Origin of the sequence: Halobacterium sp. NMX12-1 (assembly GCF_040435975.1) — an archaeon.
GTDB classification, from domain to species: domain Archaea; phylum Halobacteriota; class Halobacteria; order Halobacteriales; family Halobacteriaceae; genus Halobacterium; species Halobacterium hubeiense.
Genome location: NZ_CP159204.1, coordinates 1277664 through 1295923 on the forward strand (window position 1 = coordinate 1277664; position 18260 = coordinate 1295923).

The 18260-nt window shown below is 67.4% G+C and carries 19 protein-coding genes; 3 read left to right on the forward strand and 16 right to left on the reverse strand.

What is annotated here, in order from left to right:
• Nucleotides 1-12: 12 nt before the first annotated feature.
• Nucleotides 13-792 (forward strand): GNAT family N-acetyltransferase, encoded by a 780-nt coding sequence (locus ABSL23_RS08220; RefSeq protein ID WP_353635337.1) that lies wholly within the window; start codon nucleotides 13-15, stop codon nucleotides 790-792.
• On the opposite strand, the gene ABSL23_RS08225 is transcribed toward ABSL23_RS08220, so the two are convergent.
• The gene (locus tag ABSL23_RS08225; protein WP_353635338.1) at nucleotides 793-2496 is read right to left on the reverse strand and encodes a methylmalonyl-CoA mutase family protein; all 1704 of its coding nucleotides are present in this window, start codon (nucleotides 2494-2496) and stop codon (nucleotides 793-795) included.
• A gap of 25 nt (nucleotides 2497-2521) precedes the next feature.
• On the opposite strand from ABSL23_RS08225, the gene ABSL23_RS08230 reads away from it, so the two are divergent.
• Nucleotides 2522-2659 carry a hypothetical protein gene (locus ABSL23_RS08230; protein ID WP_353635339.1) on the forward strand — a complete coding sequence of 46 codons (138 nt, stop codon included), beginning with the start codon at nucleotides 2522-2524 and terminating at the stop codon, nucleotides 2657-2659.
• On the opposite strand, the gene ABSL23_RS08235 is transcribed toward ABSL23_RS08230, so the two are convergent.
• A complete protein-coding gene (locus ABSL23_RS08235; protein WP_230891195.1) occupies nucleotides 2653-3486 on the reverse strand; it encodes an ABC transporter permease in 834 nt (277 codons plus the stop codon). The two genes, ABSL23_RS08230 and ABSL23_RS08235, sit on opposite strands and share 7 nt — an antisense overlap.
• A complete protein-coding gene (locus ABSL23_RS08240; protein WP_353635340.1) occupies nucleotides 3483-4511 on the reverse strand; it encodes an ABC transporter ATP-binding protein in 1029 nt (342 codons plus the stop codon). The genes ABSL23_RS08235 and ABSL23_RS08240 overlap by 4 nt, the downstream gene beginning before the upstream one ends.
• A gap of 116 nt (nucleotides 4512-4627) precedes the next feature.
• On the opposite strand from ABSL23_RS08240, the gene ABSL23_RS08245 reads away from it, so the two are divergent.
• Entirely contained in the window at nucleotides 4628-5479 is an 852-nt protein-coding gene (locus tag ABSL23_RS08245) for a helix-turn-helix domain-containing protein (protein ID WP_230891197.1), read from the forward strand.
• A 6-nt stretch (nucleotides 5480-5485) separates the two neighbouring features.
• On the opposite strand, the gene ABSL23_RS08250 is transcribed toward ABSL23_RS08245, so the two are convergent.
• From ABSL23_RS08250 to ABSL23_RS08310, 13 genes are read right to left on the reverse strand one after another with little or no spacing between them, the layout of a single operon-like run.
• The gene (locus ABSL23_RS08250; RefSeq protein WP_230891198.1) at nucleotides 5486-6289 is read right to left on the reverse strand and encodes a CBS domain-containing protein; all 804 of its coding nucleotides are present in this window, start codon (nucleotides 6287-6289) and stop codon (nucleotides 5486-5488) included.
• A gap of 32 nt (nucleotides 6290-6321) precedes the next feature.
• Entirely contained in the window at nucleotides 6322-7731 is a 1410-nt protein-coding gene (locus ABSL23_RS08255; protein ID WP_353635341.1) for a DHH family phosphoesterase, read from the reverse strand.
• A gap of 57 nt (nucleotides 7732-7788) precedes the next feature.
• Nucleotides 7789-9273, reverse strand: a complete 1485-nt coding sequence (locus tag ABSL23_RS08260) for an NADH-quinone oxidoreductase subunit N (protein ID WP_353635342.1) — start codon at nucleotides 9271-9273, stop codon at nucleotides 7789-7791.
• Nucleotides 9273-10823, reverse strand: a complete 1551-nt coding sequence (locus ABSL23_RS08265) for a NuoM family protein (RefSeq protein ID WP_230891201.1) — start codon at nucleotides 10821-10823, stop codon at nucleotides 9273-9275. The genes ABSL23_RS08260 and ABSL23_RS08265 overlap by 1 nt, the downstream gene beginning before the upstream one ends.
• Nucleotides 10824-12902: an NADH-quinone oxidoreductase subunit L gene (nuoL, locus tag ABSL23_RS08270; protein ID WP_230891202.1), complete on the reverse strand. Its 2079-nt coding sequence runs from the start codon at nucleotides 12900-12902 to the stop codon at nucleotides 10824-10826.
• A gap of 1 nt (nucleotide 12903) precedes the next feature.
• On the reverse strand, nucleotides 12904-13209 hold the full coding sequence (gene nuoK / locus ABSL23_RS08275) for an NADH-quinone oxidoreductase subunit NuoK (RefSeq protein ID WP_230891203.1): 306 nt from the start codon (nucleotides 13207-13209) through the stop codon (nucleotides 12904-12906).
• Nucleotides 13209-13523: a proton-conducting membrane transporter gene (locus tag ABSL23_RS08280; RefSeq protein ID WP_230887576.1), complete on the reverse strand. Its 315-nt coding sequence runs from the start codon at nucleotides 13521-13523 to the stop codon at nucleotides 13209-13211. The genes nuoK and ABSL23_RS08280 overlap by 1 nt, the downstream gene beginning before the upstream one ends.
• The gene (locus ABSL23_RS08285; RefSeq protein WP_230887575.1) at nucleotides 13520-13789 is read right to left on the reverse strand and encodes an NADH-quinone oxidoreductase subunit J; all 270 of its coding nucleotides are present in this window, start codon (nucleotides 13787-13789) and stop codon (nucleotides 13520-13522) included. The genes ABSL23_RS08280 and ABSL23_RS08285 overlap by 4 nt, the downstream gene beginning before the upstream one ends.
• A gap of 58 nt (nucleotides 13790-13847) precedes the next feature.
• Nucleotides 13848-14309, reverse strand: a complete 462-nt coding sequence (locus ABSL23_RS08290; RefSeq protein ID WP_157502830.1) for an NADH-quinone oxidoreductase subunit I — start codon at nucleotides 14307-14309, stop codon at nucleotides 13848-13850.
• Nucleotides 14306-15358 carry an NADH-quinone oxidoreductase subunit H gene (locus ABSL23_RS08295; protein ID WP_230891204.1) on the reverse strand — a complete coding sequence of 351 codons (1053 nt, stop codon included), beginning with the start codon at nucleotides 15356-15358 and terminating at the stop codon, nucleotides 14306-14308. Before ABSL23_RS08295 ends, ABSL23_RS08290 begins: the two co-directional genes overlap by 4 nt.
• Nucleotides 15359-17035, reverse strand: coding sequence for an NADH-quinone oxidoreductase subunit D (locus ABSL23_RS08300; RefSeq protein ID WP_353635343.1), 1677 nt, complete (start codon nucleotides 17033-17035; stop codon nucleotides 15359-15361).
• Nucleotides 17032-17739 carry an NADH-quinone oxidoreductase subunit B gene (locus tag ABSL23_RS08305; protein WP_230887572.1) on the reverse strand — a complete coding sequence of 236 codons (708 nt, stop codon included), beginning with the start codon at nucleotides 17737-17739 and terminating at the stop codon, nucleotides 17032-17034. The genes ABSL23_RS08300 and ABSL23_RS08305 overlap by 4 nt, the downstream gene beginning before the upstream one ends.
• Nucleotides 17729-18133 (reverse strand): NADH-quinone oxidoreductase subunit A, encoded by a 405-nt coding sequence (locus ABSL23_RS08310; protein ID WP_230891206.1) that lies wholly within the window; start codon nucleotides 18131-18133, stop codon nucleotides 17729-17731. The genes ABSL23_RS08305 and ABSL23_RS08310 overlap by 11 nt, the downstream gene beginning before the upstream one ends.
• Between the last annotated feature and the right edge of the window lie 127 nt (nucleotides 18134-18260).

Sequence of the window (18260 nt, forward strand, 5' to 3'; positions counted from 1 at the left end):
ATGCAAACGGACATGAAGGTTCGAGAAGCCACTCACGACGACGCGGACGGCATCCGGCGCGTGGCGGAGGCGTCTCTCGAAGCGACGTACGCCGGCCAGCTCGGCGAGGACATCGTCGCGGCCGCGGCCGACGAGTGGTACGGCACGGACCGGCTCGCCGACCGCCTCGACGCCGACGACGTCGTCTACCTCGTCGTCGTGGACGACGACAGCGTGGTCGCGTTCTCGGAGAGCGAACTCGACGTCCGCCAGCCCGACGGCGGCCAGTCCTCGGCGTCCGCGGCCGGCGTCGCGGCCATCCAGTGGCTGCACGTCCACCCCGACCACCGGGACCGCGGGCTCGGCGGCCGGCTGCTCGAACACACCGAGACCGAACTCCTAGAGCGGAGCGCGAACCGTGTGGAGGGACGCGTGCTCGCGGCGAACCGCGCGGGCAACGAGTTCTACCAGGCGAGTGGCTACGCGCGCACCGGCAAGCGCACGCTCGACATCGCCGGGGAGACGTACACCGAACACCTCTACGTGAACCTCCCCGCGGACGAGGCCGCCGAACTCACGGAGGAACACGAGGTCGACGGCGGCACCGTCTTCGTCGCGTACGACGAGCGCGAGCGCGGCTCGGAGGCGCCGTTCTACGCGGCGTACAACACGACCGACCGCGAGGAGCGCTACGGCTTCTACTGCGCGAACTGCGGGTCGCTGGACACCGCGATGGACGCGATGGGGCGCGTGGAGTGCAGCGAGTGCGGGAACAAGCGGAAGGCGACGCGGTGGGACTCGGCGTACCTCTAATCAGGCGACCGCCGCGGTCTCCTGGTAGCCGCCGAACTCGTCCTCGAACACCTGCATGATTTCGCCCATCGTCGCGTACGCCTTCACCGCCTCGACGATGTAGGGGACGGTGTTCTCGTCGCCGTCGATGGCCTCGCGGAGCGCGTCCAGCGCGTCCGCGACCGCGTCGTCGTCGCGCTCGGCCTTCACGTCCTCCAGCCGGCCGAGTTGGCGCTCGCGGGTGGCGTCCTCGTCAACGTGGAGGGTGTCGGGGCTGGTGTCCTCCTCGACCTCGTAGGCGTTGACGCCGACGACCGTCTCCTCGCCGTCGTCGACGCGGGACTGGTACTCGTAGGCGGCCTCCTGAATCTCGCGGTGGAAGTATCCCTCTTCGATGCCCGCGAGCACGCCGTCCCGAATCGAGCCGTCGCCTTTCGCCTCGATTTCGTCGATGTACGCCATCGCCTCCGCCTCGACCTCGTCGGTGAGCGCTTCGATGGCGAAGCTCCCGCCGAGCGGGTCGACGATGTCCGCCGCGCCGGACTCCTCGGCGATAATCTGCTGGGTGCGGAGCGCGACCCGCACGGCGTCCTCGCTGGGGAGCGCGAGCGCCTCGTCGTAGGAGTTCGTGTGGACGCTCTGCGAGCCGCCCAGCACCGCCGCCAGCGCCTGTAGCGTGACGCGGGCGACGTTGTTCAGCGGCTGCTGGGCGGTGAGGCTCTGTCCCGCGGTCTGCGTGTGGAACTTCAGTTGCTTGGAGGCCCCCTTCTCGGCGTCGTAGCGCTCGTCCATCACGCGGGCGTAGATGCGCCGCGCCGCGCGGAACTTCGCGACCTCCTCGAAAATGGAGTTGTGCGAGTTGAAGAAGAAGGAGAGCTGAGGCGCGAACTCGTCGACGTCAAGTCCTCGGTCGAGGGCGTCCTCGACGTACGCGAACCCGTCCGCGAGCGTGAACGCCAACTCCTGGACCGCGGTCGACCCCGCCTCGCGGATGTGGTAGCCGGACACCGAGATGGGGTGGAACTTCGGCGTCTCCGCGGCGCAGTACTCCACGACGTCCGTCACGAGGTCCAGCGAGGGCCCCGGCGGGACGACCCACTCCTTCTGCGCGATGAACTCCTTGAGCATGTCGTTCTGGAGGGTGCCCCGAATCTCCTCGCGGTCGAGGCCCTGCTGGTCGGCGACCGCGAGGTACATCGCGTAAATCACCGGCGCGCTCGGATTGATGGTGAACGAGGTCGATACCTCCGAGAGGTCGATGCCGTCGAACAGAATCTCCATGTCGCGGAGGGTGTCGACGGCGACGCCCTCCTTGCCGACCTCCCCGAGGCTCATCGGGTCGTCGCTGTCCAGGCCCATCAGCGAGGGCATGTCGAAGGCCGTCGAGAGCCCGGTCTGGCCGTTCTCGATGAGGTAGTGGAAGCGCTCGTTGGTCTCCTCGGCGGTGCCGAAGCCCGCGAACTGCCGCATCGTCCACGTGCGGCCGCGGTAGCCGGTCGGGTAGACGCCGCGCGTGTACGGGAACTCCCCGGGGAACCCGAGGTCCTCGGTGTAGTCGCGGTCCGCGACGTCTTCCGGGGTGTAGAGCCGGTCGACTTCCACGTTGGAGACGGTCGCGAAGCGCTCCTTGCGCTCGCCGTAGGCGTCGAGCACGGGGTCGAGGGTGTCGTCCTCCCAGTCCTCCCGGGCCTCGCGGATGTCGGCGAGCTCCTCGTCGTCGTACATGCCCTCAAATCTTGCCGGGAGAATAATGAAGGAACCGGTCGGGTACGTCGACGAGCGCAGCGAGTCGACGGAACTGGCGAACGGGGAGCAAAGCGACCCGCGAGCAGCGGTCGCAGAGCGACCGCCGAACGAGCGAACGCGCAGCGAGAACGTCGCTCAGTAGTGCCCCATCACGCCTTCGCGGCGCGCCCACCGCTGGCAGTAGTGGAAGGCGGCGTAGCCGGCGACGAGGTAGCCCACACCGGTCACGACGAGGATGGCAATTTCGGCGGGCGGGAGGTTCCAGAGCGCGACGCCGTCCTGCATCGCGGTCCGCAGGAGGTTGCTGCCCTGCGCGAGCGGCAGCCACTTCAGCAGCGGGTACTGGGCGACGGGGGCGGCGATGAGCCCGATGAACACGAACTGCACGAGCTGGAAGGCGTTCTCGATGCGCTTGAAGCGGATGGCGAGCCCGCCGAAGACGAAGCCGACGCCGACCGCGGGTGCGAGCGCGAGCACGCCCAGCGGCAGCACCGTCAGCGGGTCGAGGGTGAGCCAGCGCCCCGTCACGGTCATCATCACGAGCAGCGTCGCCGCGCCCCAGAGGAACGATTCGAGGACGTTCACGACGGTCTTGACGACCATCACGGGGCCGAAGCCGAACGGCGACATGAACAGCTGCTCGAGGGTTCCCCACTGGGCCTCCCGGGTGACGCCCCACGACAGCCCCGAGTACGCCGTGATGGACATGCTCCACAGCAGGTAGCCGACGATGATGCCCTCGATGCTCTCCGAAATTGCGGCGGGCGCGACCGCGCGACCGCCGTAGAACACGACGAAAAAGACCAGCAGGAACGTCCCGAACTGCGAGATGGTGTTCACGGGGTAGCGCACGAGCAACAGCAGTTTCTTCCGGAACGCCGCGCGGAAGAACTGGCCGTAGCCTCGCACGCCCGTGTCGACTGCCGCGGCGTCACTACCGACGCCAGTGTCGTCAGTCGGCGCGCTCACTGCGACCCCTCCGCGTGCTCGCCGAGCGTGCGCCCCGTGACTTCGAGGAAGACGTCTTCGAGGTCCGGGTCGAGGCCGTCGACGTCCGCGAGCGCGAGGTCCGCGTCCCGGAGCACGTCGAGGACGTCGTAGAGCGCGTCGCCCTCGGTGAGCGTCACGTCGAAGCGCGTGCGGCCGCCCACCGTCTCCCACTCCGCGACGTCGAAGGAGTTAGCGAGGCGTTCGCGGACGCGCTCGGGAACGTCGCCGTCGACGGTGACGCGGTAGGCTTGCGTCTCGAAGACGCGCACGAGGTCCTCGATTGGGTCGTCGGCGATGACCTCGCCCTCCGAGAGGATGACGACGCGGTCGCAGACGTCCTCGACGACGTCCATGTCGTGGCTGGAGAGCACGACCGTAATCGCCTCCTCGTCGGCGAGCCGGCGGAGCTCGCGGCGCAGCTCCAGCGACGCTTCGACGTCGAGGCCGAGCGTCGGCTCGTCGAGGAAGACGACGTCGGTGCCGCGGGCGAGCGTGCACGCCAGCGACACCTTCTGCTTCTGCCCCCGCGAGAGGTCGTTGACCGTCTCGTCGGCCTTCTCGGTGAGGCCGAACTGTGCCAGCAGGCTGTCGTGGCGCCCGCGAGCAGCGGCGGGGTTCTGTCCGCCGAGCGCCGCGAAGAAATCGAGATTCTCGCGGACCGTGAGCCGCCAGTAGACGTTGCGCGCGCCCTCCAGCATCGCGCCGACGTGCCGATAGACCGCTCGCGGGTTGTCGTGGGCGTCCACGCCAGCGATTTCGACGGTGCCGCCGGTCGGGACGACGAGCCCGAGAATCGACTTGATTGTGGTCGTCTTGCCGGCGCCGTTCGGCCCGAGCACGCCGACGACGTCGCCGCGCTTGACGGAAAAAGAGACGCCGTCGACGGCGCGCACGGCGTCCTCGCCGTCGCCGTACGTCTTCTGGAGGTCGTCGACGACGAGCACCTCGTCGCCGGCGGAGTCGGCGGGCTCGTCGGCCCGCCGTTCAGGGTGGGTGCGCTGCATGGCCACGAGTCCGCCAGCGACTCGGTTAATGGTTTCCAGAACGACTGTTCTGTTTCGTATCTGATACGAGGGCGGTCCCGTGCTAGGTTTTTGACGCTGGCTGTGGATGCGGGCGTATGAGCGACCACCCCGCCGACGCCGCGCGCGTCGCCGACGCGTTCGGCGTGCTCTCGGACCCCGTCCGCGTCGCCATCCTCCGCGAACTCAGCGACCGCGAACACCCCGCTGGCGAGACGAGCGTGCCGTTCGCGGAACTCCGTCGGGCAGTCGGCGTCGACGACGCCGGGCGGTTCAACTACCACCTCGACAAGCTCCGTGACCAGTTCGTGCGCAAGCGCGACGGCGGCTACGCGCCCACGGCCGTCGGCCTCCGCGCCATCGGCTCCATCGAGTCGGGGACGTACAGCCACGACCCCGAACCGCGGTCGGGTCTGGTCGACCACGACTGCCCGCACTGCGGCGCAGCGCTGACTGCGCGCTACGAGAACCACTACGTCTCCGTCGAGTGCGACGACCACGGGCTGTTTCTCCAGCGCTCGGTCCCGCCGACGGCCGTCGCGGACGCGACCATCGAGGACGTGCTCGCGTTCGCTGTCGGCGACGTCCACCGCGACCTGCGCTCGCTCGCGGACGGCGTCTGTTTCGTCTGCTCCGCGCCGGTGGCCGTCGCGGAGTTCGAGGAGACCGAGGACGGCCACGTCAACGCCACGTTCGCCTGCGAGAACTGCTGGCTGTCGCTGACCACGCGGGCCGCGGCCGCCGTCATGGGCCACCCCGCGGTCGTCTCGCTGTACTACGACCACGGCGTCGACGCGCAGCGCGAACTCCCCGCGAGCCTGTCGTTCGTGTGGGACCCGGACAGCGCCGACCTCACGGCCGACGGCTCGGCTGTCGAACTCACAGTCGCTGTCGGGGACGACGACGTGACGCTACGGGTCGACGACACGCTGGCCGTCGACGAGGTGTAGGCGCGCCTACTGCAGGCGCTCGATAGTCTCCACGAGCGGGTGGTGGGCGTAGTCCACGACGTGGATGTCCGAAATCGACTCCAGGCCCTCCTTGTCGGCGGTGCGGGCCATCCCCAGGTCGACGCGGCGCTCCAGGACGATGACGTAGGCGTCCATCTCCCCGATGCCCGCGCGCTCGGCGGCCATCACGCGGTGGTGGCCGTCCGCCAGCAGGAGTTCGACGCCGCCGTTGTCGATGACGACCAGCGGCTCCGCGAGCCCGTGTTCGAGTTCGTACTGGCGGCCCTCCAGTTCGTCGGCGTACACCTTCCCCTGGGTCGGCACCAGCTCGGCCAGTTCGACGGTGCGGCGCTCCTCCCTGGCCTCGATGCCGTGAATCGTCTCCAGGGTGCGCTTGAGCTTCCCGACCTTCTCGGGCGTGGCGCGCTCGATTTGCGAGCGGATGACGTCGGAGTTCGAGATGATGCCGACGAGGTTGCCCGCGTCGTCGACGACCGGGAGCTTCTGGATGCCCGACCGCAGGATGACCCGGGCGGCGTCGGTCACCTTCATCTCGGGGTGGGCGACGATGAGCTCGTCGCTCATCACCTTGAACACGAGTTCGTCGGGGTCGGAGAGGAGGAGGTCCCGCGCGGAGACGAACCCTTCGACGCGCCGCCCCTCGGTCACCGGGAAGCCGTTGTGTTCGCTCTCGGAGATGCGGGTCGCGACGTCGCGCACGGTGTCGTCGGGGGAGACGGTCGCGACGTCACGGGTCATGTAGTCGTCGACCGTGGGTTTCGCGCCGTTGTGGTCGAGGGCCGAATCCATCACGTGCCCGTTACGCGTCGACCGGGAAAAACTCACCCCCCGCGAACCGCCTCGAAGAACCGCGTTGCCACCACGTCCTCGACCATCTCCGTGAGCGTCTGCTCGGCCTCCTCGCCGACGTCGTCGAACAGCCCGAGTGGGAGTTGTGCGCCCGCCATGTCCGCGTGGCCGCCCGCGCTCCCCATCTCGTCGAACGCCGACCGCAACACTGCGCCGAGGTCCTCGTCGCTGCCCCGCGACCGCGCGGAGACGTAGATGGTACCCTCGGTGTAGCCGTAGACGAACGTCACCGTCACGCCCCGCATCGCGAGCAGGCGGTCGGCGGCCTGCGCGAGCGTGTCGCGGTCGGAGATGGCGCCCACACAGGAGGCCAGCACGGAGCCGTCGAGTTCGCGGTTGCGGATGGCGCGCGCGATGGTGTCGAGGGTGTCCGCGCTCACCGACGGGCTCTCGATGCGCTCCAGGATGTCGGTGTCCGCGCGGTCCAGCAGCCACGCGCCCGCCTCGAAGTCGTCGGTCGTAATCTCGCGGGCGAAGTCGTCGGTGTCCACGCGGATGCCGTACAGAAGCGCCGTCGCGACCTCGGTCTCGACGTCGAGGCCGAACCCGCGGATGTACTCCACGAGGATGGTGCTGGCCGCACCCAGCCCGGGGCGGATGTCCACGAAGTCGGCGTCGACGTCGTCGTTTGGCGGGTGGTGGTCGACGACGATGTCCACCTCCGTCTCGGGGTCGAGTTGGTCGTTGACGCCGGGCGCGGAGTGGTCCACGAGCGCGATGGCGTCGAAGTCCAGTTCCTCGCCGGCCTCGACGTTCCGGAGGTCGAGGTCGAGGAGGTTGACGAACGCGCGGTTCTCCTGGTGGGAAATCTCCCCGAAGTAATACGCCTCCGTCTCGACCCCGAACTCCGCGGCGATGCGCGACAGCCCGACGGCCGTCGCGATAGCGTCCGGGTCGGGGTTGTCGTGCATGAACACGCCCAGCGTCCCGTCGATGGCTTCGAGCGTCGTGCGCAGCGCCTGCAGTTTCCCGGAACCCTCGGCGGTCGCGACCTCCTCGACGTGGTCGAGTATCGCCGCCCCGGGGTCGACGACGCGGTCGGCGACCGCGTCCAGCGCCTCGCGGTCGTCGCTGGTCGCCTCGAACCCCAGGTACGCCACGAGTTCGGCGTCCGGGTAGACCTCGCGAGCGGCCTCCGCGGCTAGCCGGTTGGCGGCGGCCCCGTCGGTCGCCACCAGCACCACGTCGACGTCGCGCTCCAACCCGCTAATCTCGGCGGGGTCGGTGACGTCCCGGACCTCGGCGGCGACCTTCTCGTTGCGTAGCGACTCCACGCGGCTCGCGTCGCCGTCGAGCACGAACAGCTCGCCGCGGCGCTGTGAGAGGTGTTCGACGAGGGCGTGACCGGTCGTGCCGCAGCCGAGCACGAGCCGAGAAACCATTCGTTGACCCGTGATAGCTGCCGAATCCGCTAAAAGGTACCGTTGTGCCCCGTTCGCTTACAGCGCGAACAGGACGTCGGCGGCGTGGACGGCGGTCTGCGCGACCGGGTCGAACGCCACCAGCAGGACGACCGTCGCCACCGCCGCCGCGACGACGGCGGTGTAGAGGCCGGTCGGCGTCCCGGCCAGCGAGAGGTCGTCGCTGGGGTCCTCGATCCAGATTGCCTTGACGACTCGCGAGTAGTAGTACAGCGACAGCGCACTGTTGATGGCCGCGATGGCCGCGAGCCACGCGAAGCCAGCCTGGACGGTCCCCGCGAACAGCAGGTACTTCGAGAGGAAGCCGCCGCCGACCGGGAGGCCGGCGAGGCTGAACATGAACACGGTCATCGCGACACACGCCACGGGGGCGCGGGTCGCGAGCCCGTTGTAGTCCTCGAACGTGCGGCCCACGTCCCAGTACTCCGCGAGCGCGACGAACAGGAACGCGCCCGTGTTCATGAAGCCGTAGACGAGCAGGTGGGTCATCGACGCACCGAGCACGAAGGCGTTCGCCTCCGCAGCGCCGCTCTGGAGCGCGGCAAGCCCCATCAGCACGTAGCCCGCTTGTCCGATGGAGGAGTACGCGAGCATCCGCTTGACCTCGTTCTGCGTGGCCGCCGCGAAGTTCCCGAGGGTCATCGTGACCACCGCGAGCACGGCGAACAGCAGCGACCAGTCGATGGCGACGGCGGCCACCGCGTCGAGCGGGAACGCGGTCGTGAACACGCGGAACGCGACCGCGAAGCCGGCGGCCTTCGACGCCGACGAGAGGAACGCGCTAATCGGCGCGGGCGCGCCCTCGTAGGCCTCCGGTGCCCAGAAGTGGAACGGCACCGAGGCCGTCTTGAACGCGAACCCGCCGGCGAGCAGCAGGATGCCGAGACCGAGCACGCCGCCGAACTGGTTGCCGGCGACTTCGGCCGCGATGTCGTCCAGCAGGAGCGTGCCCGTCGCGGCGTACACGAGGCTGATGCCGTACGCCATCACGGCGGAGGACAGCGCGCCGATGAGGAAGTACTTCAGGCCGGCTTCGACGCTGCCGCGGTCGGTCTTCAGGAACGAAACGAGCGCGTACGACGGCAGGCTCGCCAGTTCCAGCGCGATGAACACCGTCACGAGGCTGTTGGCGGCCGCCATCAGCGACATGCCGGTCGCCGCCAGCAGCACCAGCGAGTAGTACTCGGAGACGTGCTCCTCGCCCTCGATGTAGTCGTAGCTCGCAATCACGACGAGCGTGGCGACGCTCGCGACGACGAACGCGAAGAACAGGCTCAACGCGTCCACGACGAGCGCGCCGTCGAACTGCACGAACCGGTAGTCGCCCGAGCCGGCCGCGAGGAACCACACCGCGGTCGCGGCGGCGGCGACGGTGCCGATGGCGCTCACCGACGCCAGCAGCCCGTTCTTCCGCGCGTCGGGCGCGACGATGTCGATGCCGAACAGCACGATGGCCGTCAGCCCGAGCAGCAGCTGGGGCGTCAGCGGTGGCAGTTCCACCATCAGAGCTCACCCCCGGTGAGGAAGGCGGTTACCTCCGGCAGCGAGTCCACCATCGGGTTGACCGCGTCCTGAATCATGTCGTAGAACACCTCGGGGACCGTCCCGAGCACGACGACCAGCACCACCAGCACGACGATGGCGACCGCGTCGTGGGGCGCTGCGGGCACGATGTCGTAGTCCGTGTCCGCGCTGAACGGCCCGAAGAGGACGCGCTGCATCGCGAACAGCAAGTAGCCCGCGACGACGACGATGCCGAACATCGCCAGCGCCGTGAACAGCTGGGCGTACGGGAAGGTGGCGCTGAAGCCGCCGAGGAAGATGAACAGCTCGCCCGCGAAGCCCGCCATCAGCGGCAGGCCCATGTAGCCGAACGCCGCAGCGACGAACACCGCAGCGGTCACCGGCATCTTGTCCGCGATGCCGGAGAGGTCGCCGACCATGCGCGTGTGGGCGACGTTGTAGATGACGCCGACGCACATGAACATCAGCCCCGAGATGAGGCCGTGGGCGACCATCTGGAAGGTCGCGCCGCCGAGCCCGTAGACGTTGTACGCCACGAGCCCGAGAATCACGTACCCCATCGACGACACCGAGGAGTACGCGACGATGCGCTTGAGGTCCTGCTGGGCGAGCGCGAGCATCGCGCCGTAGATGACCGACACGACGGCGAAGATGGCGATGAGCACCGCGTAGTCGCGCGCGACGCCCGGCAGCAGCGTGAAGTTGAACCGGAGCAGCGCGTACGTCCCCATCTTCAGGAGCACCCCCGCCAGCATCACGGAGGCCGGCGTGGGGGCCTGCACGTGGGCGTCCGGCAGCCACGTGTGCAGCGGGACCAACGGCACCTTCACCGCAAACCCGAGGAACATCGCGAAGAACGCGACGACTTTCAGGGTCTCGGCACCGAGGCCGTACGTCGTCTGGAAGTTGCCAGCGTCGAGCGCGGCCGCGATGGCCGGCAGGTCCATCGTCTGGACCGGGAGCGCGAACACGAGCGCCACGAACCCGATGAACATCACCAGGCTGGCGACGTTCGTGTAGACGAAGAATTTGATGGCGGCGTACTTCCGGCGCGGGCCGCCCCAGATGCCGATGAGGAAGTACATCGGCACGAGCACGAACTCCCAGAAGACGAACCAGACGAAGAAGTCCAGCGCCGTGAACACGCCCAGGAGGCTCGCCAGCATGAACAGCATCAGCGAGTAGAACTGGCTCTGGCGCTCCTGAATCGGCGTCCACGCGCTCACGATGGCCAGCGACGTCAGCAGCGTCGACAGCACGACCAGCGGCATGCTGATGCCGTCGAGGCCGACGTGCCAGTTGAGCGCGTACGGGCCGACGCTAATCCAGCGCGCGGTCGTCTCGAACGCGAGCGACCCGCTCTCGAAGAGCGCGTTCCCGCTCGCGTCGAACTGTCCGAACATCCAGAGGCTCCCCGCGACGGGGAGCAGACTCAGGGCGAACGCCAGCTTGCCCGCGACCTTGTCGGGCGCGAGCATGACGACGAACGCCGAAACCAACGTGACGGCGATGAGTGCTTCGATCAACATTCAGAACCACCCCCCGAGGAGGCCGAAGGCCACCAGGAGGACGACCAGACTCAGCGTCAACAGGGCGGCGTAGTGCGTGATGAGGCCGTCCTGAATCCGCTTGACGCGGCTGCCGGCGAACAGGCTCACGCTGCTGACGCCGTTGACGACGCCGTCGACGATGCCCTGGTCGAACGTGTCGGCGGCGCGGGCGAGCGGGAGCGTGACGCCTCGCGCGAGCCACACCTGGTACTCGTCCTGGTAGTAGTTGTTGTACAGTACGGTCTTGACGTCGCCGAGCTTCTCGGTGTGCTCGGTCGGCGAGTCGACGTTGTACAGCACCCACGCGAGGCCGGCACCGCCGAGCGCGAGCGCCAGCGAGACGGCACCCGGCGCGAGCGGGCCGATGTCTGCGGCCTTGTAGCCGGCGAACTCTTCGAGCAGGTGGTGGTAGTTGTCGTAGCCGAGCGCGGCGAAGTCGCTGGCCTCCGGAATCACCAGCCACTGCTGGAGGTATTCGATGTGGAGGCCCGTGAGCTCCGCGACGGGCGTCATGTTCACGAGGCCGACGGTGGCCGCGAGAATCCCGAGGACGACCAGCGGGAGCTTGACGTTCCAGCGGACGCTGTGGGGGTCGCGGGCGGTGTCACTGCGGGGTTCGCCGTGGAAGGTGAGGAACACCATCCGGAACGTGTAGAAGCCCGTGAAGAACACCGCGAGCAGCCCCATCGCGTACGCGGCGAGCAGAATCGGGCTGTCGCCGGCGCCGTAGATGAGCGCCTCGTAGAGGATTTCGTCCTTCGACCAGAAGCCCGAGAACGGCACGATGCCGGCGAGCGCGAGGCTGCCGGAGAGGAACGTGTAGTAGGTCACGGGCATCTTCTCGCGGAGGCCGCCCATGTCCCACATGTCCTCGTTGTGGTGCATCGCGATGATGACCGACCCGGCGCCGAGGAAGAGTAGCGCCTTGAAGAACGCGTGGGTCATCAGGTGGAAGGTTGCGGCGATGTAGCCGCCGGTACCGAGCCCGAGCATCATGTAGCCGTACTGGCTGATTGTCGAGTACGCCAGCACCTGCTTGAGCTCGTCCTTGACGACGCCCATCGACGCGGCGAACAGCGCGGTGAACCCGCCGACCAGCGCGATAATCGCGAGGACGGTCGGGAGCAGCGCGTAGAAGCCGTACATGCGCGCGACGAGGTAGACGCCGGCCGCCACCATCGTCGCGGCGTGGATGAGCGCGGAGACGGGCGTCGGGCCCTCCATCGCGTCCGGCAGCCACGTGTGCAGCGGGAACTGCGCGGACTTGCCGACGACGCCGCCGAGCACGAGCAGGCCGAGAATCGCGAACCACGTCTCGGGACTCATGCCGACGACGTCGAGGAAGTGCGCGACGTGTTCGGGCATCGTGCCCTCGCCGCCCGCAGCCGCGAGCGCTTGCTCGGCGAGGTGCGGGAAGCTGTGGACACCGTCACCGACGGCGACGAACCGCGCGGTGCCGAACGTCGCGAGGATGCCGACGACGCCGACGAGGAAGAAGTAGTCCCCGAAGCGCGTGACGAGGAACGCCTTCTTCGCGGCGCTCGGCGGACCGGGCTCCCGGAAGTGGAACCCGATGAGCAGGTACGAGCAGAGCCCGACCAGCTCGAAGAACATGAACGCCATCAGGAGGTTGTCCGCGACGACGAACGCCAGCATCGAGAACGTGAACAGGCCGAGGCCGGCGTAGTACCGCGGGAGGCCGGTCTCGCCCTCGTCGTTCATGTAGCCGAGGCTGAACACGTGCACGAGGACGGCGACCAGCGACACGATGACCAGCATCATCGCCGACAGCGGGTCGACGAGGATGCCGAAGTGGAGACTGAACGTGTTCTGGCCGACGACCCACGTGTAGATGTCCTGTGCGTGGTAGCTGCCGCCGCTCACTGCCAGGAACGTCCAGAGGGACAACAGCAGCGACCCGGCGGTCGCGAGGATGCCGGGAATCGCGCCGCCTTTCGGCAGCAGCCGCGGCGCGAAGTGGCCGACGAGCAGCGCCACGAGGAACGCGGCGAACGGCAGCAGCGGAATGGCCGGAGTGAAGTCGAATGCACCTACCATCTTACCACCTCATGGTCGTCGCGTTGCGCACGTCGACGTCGTCGAAGTTCCGGTACAACACGAGAATGATGCCGAGGCCGACGGCGACCTCCGCCGCGGCCAGCGCCATCACGAACAGGCTGAACACCTGGCCCGTCGCGTTCCCGTAGAACTGCGAGAACGCCACGAGGTTGATGTTCGCCGAGTTCAGCATCAGCTCGACACTGATGAGGAACATGAGCGCGTTCTCGCGCGTGAGCACGCCGAACACGCCCGTGCAGAACACGGCCGCGGACAACAGGAGGTAGTACTCGACGGCGACCGCCATTACTCGCCGTCACCCCCTTCGTTGTCGCGGCTCGCGAGGAGCACCGAGCCCTCCAGCGCGGCGTCCAGCAGCAACGCGACGATGATGAACGCCGCGAGGAAGCCCTCGCTGGCGACCGTGTTCTCGCCCGCGACGTCCATCAGGCCGAGCAGCGCGTAGCCGATGGTCGCCGTGAGGTTCGCGTCGCCGGCGAACCCGGCCGCGCCCTCGAAGCCAGCGCCGAGGAACACGGCCGCGAGTACCGCGAACAACGCGACCGCGACGACGCCCGTCGCGAACGTCGACGGGTCGCGCAGTCGTGGTCGCGTCGTCATGCGTTAGTCACCTCTCCTGTACCTCCAGTTTGACGCGTGAGCATCACTGCGAACGTGATGAGGATGAGGACGCCGCCGACGTAGACGAGAATCTGCATCGCGGCGACGAACTCCGCCTGTAACATCACGTAGTGCACGGCGAAGCTCATCAGCGAGCCGCCGAGCAGCAGCGCGGAGTGCCACACGTCCCGCACCAGGACAGCGCCGAGACTGCACGCTACAGTGAGCAGCGCGAACAGCCCGAACGCGATTGTTTCGGTCGTCATTTCAGTCACCTTGTGGTTCGCAAATACGCCCTTTGTAGGTTTCGAGACGGGCGCGCAACTACTGGTAGTCGACCTCGCCTTCGCCTTCGCCGACCCAGGAACCCCGGTCGGGTTCGCGGGACGCCAGCGGGTCGAGGTCGTTGTACCACGGCACGTTCTTCAACTGTTCTTTGTTGAACACGAGGTCGTGTTTCGTGTCCCCGGTGAACTCGAAGTTCTCCGTGAGGAGAATCGCGTCCACCGGGCAGACCTCCTCGCAGAGCCGACAGTAGATGCACTGTCCGACGTGGAGGTTGTACTGCTCGCCGTTGCGCTGCTTGTCCGTGACAATCTGGATGGTGTCGTTCGGGCAGACGTTCTCGCATTGGCGACACCAGATGCAGCGCTCCTGGCTGAACTTGTGCACCCCGCGGAAGCGCGGGCTGACTTCGGGCGCTTCCTCCGGGTACTCGACGGTGAACGTCTCACCGTCGAGGGCGTGTTTCATCGTCGTTGCCATCCCTTTGAGTAGTCCAATCATAGTCCGAGCACCCCGAGGATAACTGCGGTGAGCAGGAGGTTAGCAAAGGAGAGGACCAGCAGGCCCTTCCAGCCAATCTCGATAATCTGGTCGATGCGCACGCGCGGGACCGCCGACCGGCACCACTGCGTGAACAGGAACACCGCCCAGATTTTGATGGTGAACCAGACGAACCCGGGCAGGAACGGTCCCGCCGGGCCGCCGAGGAACAGCGTCGCGATGATGGCACCGCCGAGGAAGATGTGCACGAACTCGCCGAGGTAGAACAGCACGAAGTACACCGAGGAGTACTCGGTCTGGTAGCCGCCGACGATTTCGGTCGGCGCTTCGGGCGTGTCGAAGGGGTTGCGGCCTACCTCCGCGAGGTTCGCTATCAGGAACAACACGAACGCGAACGGGTTCACGAACGCGAACCACGCCGGAATCCGGATGCCGGCGATGGTCACCAGTTCCACGGTCTGGGCGGCGACGATTTCGCTCATCTGGAGCGACCCCGTGAACAGCACGACGGAGGCCGCGGTAACGACGAGCGGAATCTCGTAGGCGATGTTCTGTGCGACGGCGCGCAGGCCGCCGAGGAGGCTGTACTTGTTGTTCGACGCGTACCCGCCCATCAGGAGGCCGAGGCTCGCAATCGACGCGATTGCGAACACGAACACGAGCCCCGTCTCGGGGTCGGCGAGGTGGATGCCGTTGCCCATCGGAATAACGGCGAACGCGAGCAGCGCCGAGCCCGCGAGCACGACCGGCGCGACGTCGTACGCGGGCCGGTCGGCACCTTCGGGGATGATGAGCTCCTTCGACAGCAGTCGGACTGCGTCGACGATGATGGTCCCCAGCCCCATCGGGCCGATGCGGTTGACGGAGATGCGGTCCGTGAACGCCGCGGTAATCTTCCGTTTCGCCCACGGGCCCGCGAACGCGGTCATCGTCAGCATGATGGTGCCGACGAGCGCCGCGCCCAGCAGCATCGAGAGCAGTTCCCCGGCGAACCCGCCGATGCCGAGGAGGTCCTGGATGGTGTCGGGGAGTGGCGTCGCCGTCGCCATCTATCGGTCCACCTCCCCGAGAATCACGTCGAGGCTGCCGAGCGTGGCGACGAGGTCCGGGATGTACTCCCCGGTGGACATCTCCTTGAGCGCGGAGAGGTTCGAGAACGCCGGGCTGCGAATCTTGAACCGCCCGGGCTTCTCAGTGCCGTCCGCGCGGATGTAGATGCCGAGTTCGCCCTTCGCGCCCTCGACGGCGCGGTACGTCTCCTTGCCGGCTTCGGGCTTGAGGGTGCGCGGGACGTTGGCCTGAATCTCGCGCTCGTCCTCCGGCCAGTCCTCCAGCAGGTCGACGCACTGCTCGATGATGCGGGCGGACTGTTCGATTTCGCGCATCCGCACGAGGAGGCGCGCGAAGTTGTCGCCGCCGTCCTCCGTGACGACGTCCCATTCGAGCTCGTCGTAGTAGCCGTAGGAGTCGTCGCGGCGGAGGTCGTAGTCGATGCCGGAGCCGCGGGCGACCGGGCCCGTGACGCCGTAGTTCTTGGCGACCTCGGGGTCGAGGTAGCCGGTGTCGACACACCGGGACTGGAAGATCTCGTTCTCCGTGATGAGGTCGTGGTACTCGTCGAGCTTCGCCGGGAGGTCGTCGAGGAAGTCCCGGACGTTCTCGAAGTACTCGTCGCGGGGTTCGGGGATGTCCCAGACGACCCCGCCGAGCCGGAGGTAGTTGAACATCATGCGCTGGCCGGTGAGGTCCTCCAGGAGGTTCTGGACGATTTCCCGGTCCCGCATGCCGTACATGAAGATGGCGGTGAAGTCGCCGTAGAGGTCCAGCGCGAACGTCGCGGTGGCGAGCAGGTGGCAGGCGATGCGGCACATCTCCGAGCCCATCGTCCGGATGACCTGCGCGTACTCGGGGACCTCGATGTCCGCGAGGTCCTCGGCGGCGCGGGCGTACGCCCACTCGTTGACGATGCCGCCCGGGCCGTAGTCCCAGCGGTCGGGGTACGGCATAATCTGGTAGCGGTAGGTCCCCTTCTGGGCCATCTGCTCCTCGCAGCGGTGGAGGTAGCCGATGTCGGGGTTGACGTCCGCGACCTGTTCGCCGTCCAGCACCGTCTCGACGTGGAGGACGCCGTGCGTGGCGGGGTGGTGGGGACCGATGTTGAGGAACATCGTGTCCGAGTCCTCGCCGCCGCGAGCGTGGTCCTCCAGCGGGTTCTTGTTCTCCTCGAACGTGACGATCTGGGGCTTGTCCTGGTTGTAGTCCAGACCCAGGGGGTGGCCCTGCCACGTGTCGGGGAGGAGGATGCGTTCGAGGTTCGGGTGGTCGTCGTACTGGACGCCGACGAGGTCGTAGGCCTCCCGCTCGTGCCAGTCGGCGGTGCGGAAGACGGGGGCCGCGCTCTCGCTGACCGGCTCCTCGCGGGACGTCGGCACGACGATGCTGACCTCGTTGGTCGGGTCGTCGTACTGCTTGAGGTGGTAGATGCTCTCGAAGCGGTCCTCGTGCTCCTCGGCGGTGACACACGAGAGGTGGTCGAAGCCGGCGTCGTCCTTCAGCGTCTGGAGGACGTCCTGGACGGCGTCCGCGCGGACGACGTAGGCGTCGGCGTTGAGGTGTTCCTCGCGGTCGAGGACGTGGTCGCCGAGCAGCGCTTCGATGGCGTCACCGTCGACGTCGCCCGACTCAGTCGTCGGGGGTTCGACGTTGCGCTCTTCGTACGTACTCATGGCGAATCAGCCCAGTTGTAGCGCATGACGAGGGTCTCCTCGTCGATGTCGTCGGCGAGCTTCTGGACCATCTCGTCGCGGTCGAGGTCCCCGAACTGTTCGAGCTCGTAGGGCTTGACCGTGACCGGCGACGACTCGCCGTTGGCGATGCGTTCCTGGAGCTTCGCGACGCCGTAGACGAGCGCCTCCGGGCGGGGCGGGCAGCCCGGGATATGGATGTCGACCGGGATGACTTCCTCGGCGCCCTTCACGACGTTGTACCCCTCCTGGAAGGGGCCGCCGGAGGTCGAACAGTTCCCCATGTTGACGACGAACTTCGGCTCCGGCATCTGGTCGTAGACGCGCTTCATGCGCGGGGCGAACTTCGAGACGATGGTCCCCGGCACAATCATCACGTCGGCCTGCCGCGGCGACGCGCGCGGGACGCCGGCGTGGAAGCGGTCCAGGTCGTGTTTGACCGAGTACGTGTGCATCATCTCGATGCTGCAGCAAGCGATGCCGAACTGCAGCATGAACATACTCGACCCGCGAACCCAGTTCATGAATTTGTCGAACTTCGTGAGGATGAACGGCGTCGAGCCGAACGCCTCGCGGAGCTTCGAGTTGAACCGGCTGTCGACGCCCTCCCCCATTCGGGCTTCGCGGGTGTCAGTCAGCGGTTCGCTGGTTCCCGTAATACTGTCGCGTGGTTGGTCACTGCTCATGTGGTTTTCCTCCGTGCCGCGGTGTCCGCACCCACCGGACGACGCCCTTGCGCCACGCCCACGCGAGGCCGACGACGAGCACGCCGATGAAGACGAGCATCGGCAGCAGTGCACGCGTCAGGCCGGCAGACTGGACGGCGTCCTGGTAGATGACGGTCCACGGGAAGATGAGAACGGTCTCGATGTCGAACACGAGGAACAGCAGCGCGACCATGTAGTACTGGATGTTGAACTGGACGCGCGCGTTCCCCGTCGGAACCTCGCCACTCTCGTAGGTGGCTCGCTTCCCTTGTTCAGGTACGGTCGGGCGCAGTAGCGAGGACACCATCATCATCGATGCGGGGATGAGGATGCCCACGAGCGCCAACATACCGATGGCGATCCATGGATTCATAGGAGTGTCTCCGTGACGAGCGGGAGTTTGGACCCCACGCCCATAAACGTTGATTTATGCTCGCACGGCCGGAGACGGGAGAATTCGGGGGTTTCAGGGCGACTGCGGCGTTCGGGCGTCGGTGACG